The sequence below is a fragment of the Streptomyces sp. NPDC006510 genome (genome assembly GCF_040611955.1).
Taxonomy (GTDB): Bacteria; Actinomycetota; Actinomycetes; order Streptomycetales; family Streptomycetaceae; genus Streptomyces.
Map to the genome: position 1 here is coordinate 41,730 of NZ_JBEXPH010000040.1, position 9,048 is coordinate 50,777.

The 9,048-nt window shown below is 71.2% G+C and carries 7 protein-coding genes and 1 riboswitch; of the genes, 2 read left to right on the plus strand and 5 right to left on the minus strand.

All coding sequences use genetic code 11. The annotated features are described in order from the left end of the window. Positions 1 to 3 precede the first annotated feature (3 nt). The 4 genes from ABZY11_RS15345 to ribD are packed head-to-tail and all read right to left on the minus strand — an operon-like array spanning position 4 to position 3,658. Entirely contained in the window at positions 4 to 1,302 is a 1,299-nt protein-coding gene (locus tag ABZY11_RS15345; protein WP_356479595.1) for a bifunctional 3,4-dihydroxy-2-butanone-4-phosphate synthase/GTP cyclohydrolase II, read from the minus strand. Beyond that, positions 1,299 to 1,943, minus strand: coding sequence for a nicotinamide mononucleotide transporter family protein (locus ABZY11_RS15350; RefSeq protein WP_356479596.1), 645 nt, complete (start codon positions 1,941 to 1,943; stop codon positions 1,299 to 1,301). Before ABZY11_RS15350 ends, ABZY11_RS15345 begins: the two co-directional genes overlap by 4 nt. Further along, positions 1,940 to 2,557, minus strand: a complete 618-nt coding sequence (locus ABZY11_RS15355; RefSeq protein ID WP_356479598.1) for a riboflavin synthase — start codon at positions 2,555 to 2,557, stop codon at positions 1,940 to 1,942. Before ABZY11_RS15355 ends, ABZY11_RS15350 begins: the two co-directional genes overlap by 4 nt. Then, a complete protein-coding gene (gene ribD, locus ABZY11_RS15360) occupies positions 2,558 to 3,658 on the minus strand; it encodes a bifunctional diaminohydroxyphosphoribosylaminopyrimidine deaminase/5-amino-6-(5-phosphoribosylamino)uracil reductase RibD (RefSeq protein WP_356479599.1) in 1,101 nt (366 codons plus the stop codon). Between the two features lie 158 nt (positions 3,659 to 3,816). After that, positions 3,817 to 3,947, minus strand: a riboswitch (FMN riboswitch). A gap of 268 nt (positions 3,948 to 4,215) precedes the next feature. On the opposite strand from ribD, the gene ABZY11_RS15365 reads away from it, so the two are divergent. Continuing rightward, positions 4,216 to 6,555: a chitinase C-terminal domain-containing protein gene (locus ABZY11_RS15365; protein WP_356479600.1), complete on the plus strand. Its 2,340-nt coding sequence runs from the start codon at positions 4,216 to 4,218 to the stop codon at positions 6,553 to 6,555. Between the two features lie 149 nt (positions 6,556 to 6,704). Here the strand turns inward: ABZY11_RS15365 and ABZY11_RS15370 are convergent, their stop codons facing one another. After that, on the minus strand, positions 6,705 to 7,895 hold the full coding sequence (locus ABZY11_RS15370; RefSeq protein WP_356479601.1) for an ROK family transcriptional regulator: 1,191 nt from the start codon (positions 7,893 to 7,895) through the stop codon (positions 6,705 to 6,707). A gap of 147 nt (positions 7,896 to 8,042) precedes the next feature. Between ABZY11_RS15370 and ABZY11_RS15375 the strand changes: the two genes are divergently transcribed. After that, on the plus strand, positions 8,043 to 9,048 hold a 1,006-nt coding region (locus tag ABZY11_RS15375; protein ID WP_356479602.1), incomplete at its 3' end, for an MFS transporter.

Below are 9,048 nucleotides of genomic sequence, written 5' to 3' on the forward strand. Positions count from 1 at the left end.
ATCTCACTGGTTGCCGCAGGTCGACGCCGTGGCGGTGTCGAGCCAGGGCAGGTCGTGCCCCATGCGGTCGCGCTTGGTGCGCAGGTAGCGCAGATTGTGTTCGCCGGCCTGGACGGGCATCGGCTCGCGGCCGGTGACGGCGAGTCCGTGCCGCAGGATCGCGGCCGTCTTGTCGGGGTTGTTGGTCATCAGCCTGAGGCTGTGGACGCCGAGGTCCTTGAGGATCTGGGCGCCGGCCGCGTAGTCCCGGGCGTCGGCGGGCAGGCCGAGCTCCAGGTTGGCGTCGAGGGTGTCGATGCCGCGCTCCTGGAGTTCGTAGGCGCGCAGCTTGGACAGCAGGCCGATGCCCCGGCCCTCGTGGCCGCGCAGGTAGACGACGACGCCGCGGCCCTCCTCGGTGATCCGGCGCATGGACGCGTGCAGCTGGGGGCCGCAGTCACAGCGCTGGGACTGGAAGATGTCACCGGTCAGGCACTCGGAGTGGACCCGGACCAGTACGTCGTCGCCGTCATCGAGGTCGCCGTGGACGAGCGCGACATGTTCGACGCCGTCGGTGGTGGAGCGGTAGCCGTACGCGGTGAACGCGCCGAAGCTCGTCGGCAGCCGTACCTCGGCCTCGCGGCGGACGGTCGGCTCCGAGCTGCGGCGGTAGGCGATCAGGTCCTCGATGGAGATGATCGTGAGGCCGTGCTTGCGGGCGAACGGGACCAGCTGGGGCAGCCGCAGCATCACGCCGTCCTCGCCGGCGATCTCCACGATGGCCCCGGCGGGCCGCAGCCCGGCGAGCCGGGCGAGGTCGACGGCGGCCTCGGTGTGGCCGTTGCGGACCAGCACCCCGCCGGAGCGGGCGCGGAGCGGGAAGATGTGGCCGGGCCGCACGAAGTCGCCCGGGCCGGCCTCGCCGCCCGCCAGCAGCCGGAGCGTGGTGGCCCGGTCGGCGGCACAGATGCCGGTGGTGACGCCGTGGGCGGCGGACGCGTCGACCGAGACGGTGAACGCCGTGCGCATCGACTCGGTGTTGTGGTCGACCATCTGCGGCAGTTCGAGCCGTTCCAGCTCGTCGTTCTCCATGGGTGCGCAGATCAGACCGCGGCACTCGCTCATCATGAACGCGACGATCTCGGGGGTGGCCTTCTCGGCGGCGATGACGAGGTCGCCCTCGTTCTCCCGGTCCTCGTCGTCGACGACCACGACGGGCCGGCCGGCGGCGATGTCGCGGATCGCCTGCTCGACGGGGTCGAGGCGGAGGTCCTCGGCGGCGCTTTCGTGTTCCCGGTGCAACCAGGTGGGCTGGGCAGTCATGCCGTGGCTCCTTCCAGAGCGGGTGTGCGCGAACGCAGCCACCAGTCGCGCATGCCCCACAGGACGAGGGCGCCGTACACGACGTAGATGAGACCGGAGAAGGCGAGTCCGCTGTGGAAGTTCAGCGGTACGCCGACCAGGTCGACCAGCAGCCAGGCGAACCAGAACTCGACCATGCCGCGGGCCTGGGCGAGCATCGCGACGAGCGTGCCGGCGAATATGTACGCGTCCGCCCACGGGCTCCAGGAGAGCGAGGGGAACGCGGTGAACAGGCCGCCGACCGCGAGGGTGCCGAGCGCCGCGCCGCCCAGCAGGTACCCGCGCTCGCGCCAGGTGGCGAACCGTACGGCGATGGAGCCGTCCTGGGCCTGCTGCCTGCCCCGGGTCCACTGCTGCCAGCCCCAGACGGCCACGGCGATGACGACGAGCTGTTTGCCGACGCTGCCCGCCTGGTGCACGGAGGCGTTGGCCGCGACCAGGACTACACCGGACAGCAGCTGGGCCGGCCAGGTCCAGATCGAGCGGAGCCAGCCCAGGGTCAGCGCGAGCAGACCGACCGTGTTGCCGATCATGTCGGACCAGATGATGTGCTGTCCGAAGACGGTGAACGCCTCCGAGTTCAGCCAGCTCAGGGCGGTCACTTCGCCGACTCCTCGGGCTCCTGCGCGGTGTTGCCGAGCAGTCGCTCGACGTACTTCGCGATGACGTCCACCTCAAGGTTGACCGGGTCGCCGGGCTCCTTGATGCCGAGCGTGGTCAGGGCGAGGGTGGTGGGGATGAGGCTGATGGTGAAGTAGTCGGGTCCGGCGTCCACGACGGTGAGGCTGACGCCGTCGACCGTGATCGACCCCTTCTCCACCACGTACCGGGTCAGCTCCGCGGGGAGGGAGATCTTCACGATCTCCCAGTTCTCGGAGACCCTGCGCTCGACGATGCGGCCGGTGCCGTCGACATGGCCCTGGACGATGTGTCCGCCGAGCCTGCCGCCGACCGCCATGGGGCGTTCAAGGTTGACCCGGGAGCCGGTGTCCAGGGCGCCGAGGCTCGACCTGTTGAGGGTCTCGGCCATCACGTCCGCGGTGAACTCGCCGTCACCCAGCTCGACGACGGTCAGGCAGACGCCGTTGACGGCGATGGAGTCACCGTGCTTGGCCCCTTCGGTGACCACGGGGCCGCGCAGGCGGAATCGGGAGGCGTCGTCGAGCTTCTCGACGGCAGTGACTTCACCCAGTTCTTCGACAATTCCGGTGAACACTCAGTTTCCCTTCCGGGCAGGGCCGGGGACGGCGGTGACGCGCAGATCGGGGCCGATCCGGACGGTCTCGGTCACATCGAGGCGCAACGCCTCGGCGATGGTGGAGATTCCGGCGTCGGCGAGGGCCGCGGGGCCTGCGCCGAGGAGCACGGGGGCGAGATAGCCGACGGCCTTGTCGACCGTTCCCGCGGCGACGAAGGCCCCGGCGAGGGTCGGGCCGCCTTCGAGGAGTACGGAGCGGATGCCGCGCCCGTACAGGGCACGGAGCAGGGCGGGGATGTCCAGGCCGGGGCCGGTGACGGCGCGCGGCAGCCGCAGGACGGCCGCTTCGGGCAGGTGCCGGGCGTCGGCGTCCTCGGCGACGGCGATCAGGGTGGGCGCGGTGCCGTCGAGGACACGGGCGCCGGGGCGGACCGCGGCGGCGCCGGTGTCCACGACCACCCGCAGCGGCTGCACGGCGCCTTCGAGGCCACGTACACCGAGCTGCGGGTTGTCGGTACGGGCGGTGCCGGAGCCGACCACGACGGCATCGGCCTCGGCACGCAGCCGGTGGACGTCGGCGCGGGACTCGGCGGAGGTGATCCAGCGGCTGGTGCCGTCGGCGGCCGCGATCCGGCCGTCGAGGGTCGCCGCGTACTTCCACAGGACGTACGGGCGGCCGAGCCGCACCGAGGTCAGCCAGGCCGCGTTGCCCGCCTCGGCCTCGGCCGCGAGGAGCCCCTGCTCGGCCTTGACCCCGGCCGTGCGCAGGGTGTCCGCACCACCGGTGGCCTGCGGGTTCGGGTCGCCGACCGCATAGACGACGCGGGTGACACCGGCCTTGATGAGCGCCTGGGCGCAGGGGCCGGTGCGGCCGGTGTGGTTACAGGGTTCGAGGGTGACGTAGGCGGTGCCGCCCCGGGCCCGCTCGCCCGCGTCGCGCAGGGCGTGAATCTCGGCGTGCGGTCCGCCGGCCCTCCGGTGGAAGCCCTCTCCGGCCGGATGGCCTGCGGCGTCGAGAATGACGCAGCCGACCACGGGGTTGGGGCTGGTGGAGCCGAGACCGCGGGCGGCGAGCGTGATCGCACGGCGCATGGCGGTGATGTCGGCTGCGGTGTCCACCGGGTCCTCCTGCCTCTTCGGGCACGGACTCCGGGGCCTGTCGATGACGACAGATGAAACGGGAACGCCACAGGAGAACGCCGGAAAGCCGGAAAACACGGATGGCTCGGTCACCCGAAAACCATCCGCCGACGGCGGCGTACCCGCGAAACGGCCCGCCGCGCACTGCCTCCCATCCGGACTTTAACCGTCGGTCCAGGAATCCCACCTGGTCAACCGGCCGCTGGATGCGGACGGGTCGCGGACTATAACCGCCGGTTCGGAATTGCACCGACCCCGGAGTGCGCTGCTGCTGGTACACGATCAGTGTGCCACGCCCGGCGGTGGGCCATGCGGGTGAGTTCCTGTGGACTGGCTCACAGGGGGCCCGCGAGGGATACCCCTTCCGAACAAGTCGACCCTTGAAGGTCCAGACCTATTGACGCACTGGTCTAGTCCTCTTAATCTCTGCGTCACCTCCGAGGAGCGGCCCCGCGGTGTGCGCACACCCGGGGCACCAACACGACCCACCCCTTTGCCAGTTGTGTTCTGCCCGACCTCCCCAGGAGGAACCGAACGTGTTGTCCCCCACCCGCGCGAGAGCCACCCTGCTCGCAGCCGGCGCAGTCGTCGCCGGACTACTGATGGGCTCGCTCGCCGCCACCCCGTCGGCCGCCGCCGACCAGGAGTCCTGTCGCCCCGACGGGCTCTACGGGACCCCCGGTGTCGCCGTCCCCTACTGCTCCGTCTACGACACCGAGGGCCGCGAGAAGATGGGCGCCGACCACCAGCGGCGGGTCATCGGATACTTCACCGACTGGCGGACCGGCAAGGACGGCAAGCCCGCCTATCTCGTCTCTGACATCCCCTGGGACAAAGTCACCCATTTGAATTACGCGTTCGCCCATGTTGACGGCAGCAACAAGCTCTCCGTCGGCGCCGACGGGCCGGACAACGCCTCGACCGGCATGACCTGGCCGGGAGTCGTGGGCGCCGAGATGGACCCGGACCTCCCCTACAAGGGCCATTTCAACCTGCTCAACAAGTTCAAGAAGAAGTACCCGGACGTGAAGACCATGGTGTCGGTGGGCGGCTGGGCCGAGACCGGCGGCTACTTCGACGACAGCGGCGAGCGAGTGGACTCCGGCGGCTTCTACTCGATGGCGACCAACGCCGACGGCTCGGTCAACCAGGCCGGCATCAACACCTTCGCCGACTCGGCCGTCGCGTTCATCAAGAAGTACGGCTTCAGCGGCATCGACATCGACTACGAGTACCCGACCACCATGAAGGACGCGGGCAACCCGCTGGACCGGACGCTCTCCAACACGCGCCGGGCCGGTCTGGTCAAGGGCTACTCCGCGCTGATGAAGACCCTGCGCGAGAAGCTCGACCGCGCCTCCGCCGCCGACGGCACCCACTACCTGCTGAGCGTGGCCGCGCCCTCGTCCGGCTATCTGCTGCGCGGGATGGAGACCTTCCAGGTCCAGAAGTACCTGGACTACGTCAACATCATGTCGTACGACCTGCACGGCGCCTGGAACGAGTACGTCGGTCCGAACGCGGCGCTGTACGACGACGGCAAGGACGCCGAACTCGTCCAGGCGAGCGTCTACTCGACCTCGCAGTACGGCGGCACCGGCTACCTCAACACCGACTGGGCGTACCACTACTTCCGCGGCTCCATGCCGTCCGGCCGGATCAACATCGGTCTGCCGTACTACACCCGCGGCTTCAAGAACGTGCAGGGCGGTACGGACGGGCTGTGGGGCCGGGCCGCCACCACCGACTGCCCGGCCGGCGCGGGGCTGACCAAGTGCGGTGACGGCGCCGTCGGCATCGACAACCTCTGGCACGACCAGGACGCGAACGGCAAGGAATCACCGGCCGGTTCCAACCCGATGTGGCATGCGAAGAACCTGGAGAAGGGCATCGTCGGCGACTACGTCACCGACTACGGCTTCCCCTCGGACACGAAGCTGACCGGCAGCTACGCCCGCAGGTACGACCCGACGCTGGTCGCGCCCTGGCTGTGGAACGCCGAGAAGAAGGTCTTCCTGTCCACCGAGGACGAGCAGTCGGTCGCCGCGAAGGCGGACTACGTCGTCGACAAGGGCATCGGCGGCACCATGATCTGGGAGCTCGCGGGCGACTACGGCTGGAACGCCGCCAAGGGGCAGTACGAGCCGGGCTCCACGCTCACCTCGACAATGTACGACAAGTTCAAGTCGGCCACCCCGTACGGTGCGAAGCGGTCCACCATCGCTCTGCCCACCGAGGCGCTCGACATCGACGTGTCCTTCGACCAGTTCCCGCTCGGTGACTCCAATTACCCGATCAGCCCCAAGCTGAAGATCACCAACAACACGAAGGCGACGCTGCCCGGCGGCACGGAGTTCCAGTTCGACTACGCGACGTCCGCACCGGCCAACGCCAAGGACCAGTCGGGCTTCGGCACGACGATCGTGCGCAGCGATCACACCGCCGCCAACAACATCGGCGGGCTCAAGGGCGACCACAACCGCGTCTCGCTGAAGCTGCCGGGCTGGCAGAGCCTGGCTCCCGGCGCCTCGGTGCAGGTCGACTTCGTCTACTACCTGCCGACCTCCACACCGTCGAACTGGACGGTGACCCTCGGCGGGAAGTCGTACGCCCTCGCCGCCGACCTGGCGCGCGGCACCACCCCGGTCGACCCCGGCACGGGCACCTCGTCGCCGTCACCGGACCCGTCGACCGGCACCGGCCCGACGCCCGGCGGCGACTGCACCGCGCCCGCCTGGAGCGCCAGCTCCGAGTACGGCGCCGGTACGGCGGTCGGCCATGGCTCGCACCGGTGGAAGGCCAAGTGGTGGACGAAGGGCGAGACGCCCGGCTCCACCGGTGACTGGGGCGTCTGGCAGGACCTCGGGGCCTGCTGACCCTCCCCCGTACCGCCCGGCGGTGACCGGTTCGCCCCCGGTCGCCGCCGGGCTCGGCCGCGCTCCGCGGAACACCGGCATTGCGGCAGATCGCGCCCCGAACGGACCGCGCAGAGCACGGTGTTCGGGGAGCTCCCCCGCCCGGCGGTTCAGCCGGCCGGCGTGAACAGCTCGTCCTGAGCCGCCTCCCGGGCGGTGAGCAGCGCGCCGCGGAGCACCGCCGCGCCGCCCAGCTGCCCGGCCCTGACCTCGGTGCGCAGCGGTGACATCAGGGTCAGCCGCTCCTCGACCCGGGCCGCGAGCGCGGCTCCGCCCGCGTGGCCGACCTCGCCCGCCAGCAGCACACAGCCCGGGTCGAGGACCGAAGCGATGGCGGCGGCGCCCAGGGCGAGCCGGCCGGCGAGGGCGTCCAGGAACGCCTCGCTGTCCCCCTCCCCCGCCAGCGCGGCCCGTACGGCGGACGCCGCGCCCGGTTCCTTGTCCCCTTCGGCGGCGCCCGGAGGCACGGCGATGCCGTGGGCGGCGGCCAGTTCGCAGACCGGGGCGGAGCCCACCAGCGCGTGGAACCCGCCGTCGCAGTTGACGGCCGACGGCGGGCCGGGAATACCGGGAACCGGCAGGAAGCCGATCTCGCCCGCGCCGCCGGAGGCTCCCCGGCGGAGCTTCCCGTCCAGCATGACGGCGGCGCCGACGCCGTGGCCGAGCCAGAAGAGCACAAAGGTGTCGCGGTCGGTGGCCGCGCCGCCGCGGTGTTCGGCGACGGCGGCGAGATTGGTCTCGTTCTCGACCAGCACGGTCGCGGGCAGCCGTTGCTGGAGCACCCGCACCAGTCGCCGGTGCCAGGCGGGCAGCCCGGTGGTGTCGCGGAGTTCTCCGGTGACCGGGTCGATCAGGCCGGGTGCGCCGATGCCGACGCTGTGCAGCGGGCCGGCACCGGCCTCGCGCGCGGTGCGTTCCAGGAGCGCGGCGGCCTGTTCGGCGGCGGCCTCGGTGTCGGTGTCGCTGCCGATGGGCAGGGTGGCCTCGGCGAGCGTGGCGCCGAGCAGGTCGGCGACGACCACGGCGACGCTGCCGGTGCGTACGTCGAGGGCGGCGAGATGGGCGCGGTCGGCGGCGATCCCGTACAGCCGGGCGTTGGGACCGCGGCGCTCGGCACCGGCCTCGCCGACGACACGGATCAGACCGGCCCCCTGCAACCGGTCGACGAGGTCGGCGACGGTGGGCCGGGAGAGGCCGGTCAAGGTCTTCAGCTGCGTGGCCGTCAGCGGACCGTCCTGCTGGAGCAGTCGCAGGGCGAGCCGGTCGTTGATGGCCCGTGCGGTGCTCGGTGATGCGGGCATGCCGGGATCCTTCCAGATCGCTGACGCACTGGCTGCACAGGCGCACTATTTATCAGGCAGGGTTCCTGATAGTTTACGGCCCGCACCGTGGAGACGGGCACCGGGACCACCGGAGTCGGAGAATTTCCCAGGGGAGGGCACGGCGGTATGACAGCGGATTCCACAGAGACGGGCTTCGGCATGGAGCAGGTGAGGCGGGCCAGGATCGCCGTCGCCGCGGTCTTCACCGTGCACGGCGCGGTGACCGGCAGCTTCGCCACCCGGGTGCCCTGGATCCAGGACCATGCCGGGGTCAGCGCCGGTCAGCTCGGCCTCGCTCTCGCCTTCCCGGCGATCGGCGCCTCGCTCGCCATGCCGCTGGCCGGTGCGATCAGCCATCGCCTCGGCGCCAGGACCGCGCTGCGCGGACTGCTCGCCCTGTGGACGCTGGCGCTGATCCTGCCCGCGCTGGCACCCAACCTGCTGACGCTGTGCGCCGCGCTCCTCGTGTACGGGGCGACGGCCGGCATGTCGGACGTGGCGATGAACGCCCTCGGCGTCGAGGTGGAGAACCGCCTCGACAAGTCGATCATGTCCGGGCTGCACGGGATGTGGAGCGTGGGCGCCCTGATCGGTTCGGCGGCGGGCACGGTGGCCGCGCATCTGGGCGCCGACGCCCGGCTGCACCACACCCTCGCCGCGCTGGTGCTCACCACGCTCGGCCTGATCGCCTGTCGGAGCGTACTCGATCTGCGCAGCGAACCGGACGAGGAGCCGCCGCCGCGCTTCGCCCTGCCGCCGAAGTCGGCGCTGATCATCGGCGCGGTGGGCTTCTGCGCGGTGTTCGCCGAGGGCGCCAGCCTGGACTGGTCGGCGGTCTACCTCCGGGACGTGATGGACACCTCCGCCGGGCTCGCCGCGGCGTCCACGACGGCGTTCGCGCTGACCATGGCGGTCGCCCGGATCGCCGGTGACAAGATCGTCGACCGCTTCGGCGCGGTCAGGACCGTACGGGTCGGCGGCGTCCTCGCGACGGTCGGCGGGGGGCTCGTGGTGGCTTCGCCGAGCGCGCCGCTCGCGATGTGCGGCTTCGGCCTCCTGGGCCTCGGTGTCGCGGTGGTCGTCCCGCTCGCCTTCGCGGCGGCCGGGCGCAGCGGCCCGAACCCGAGCCAGG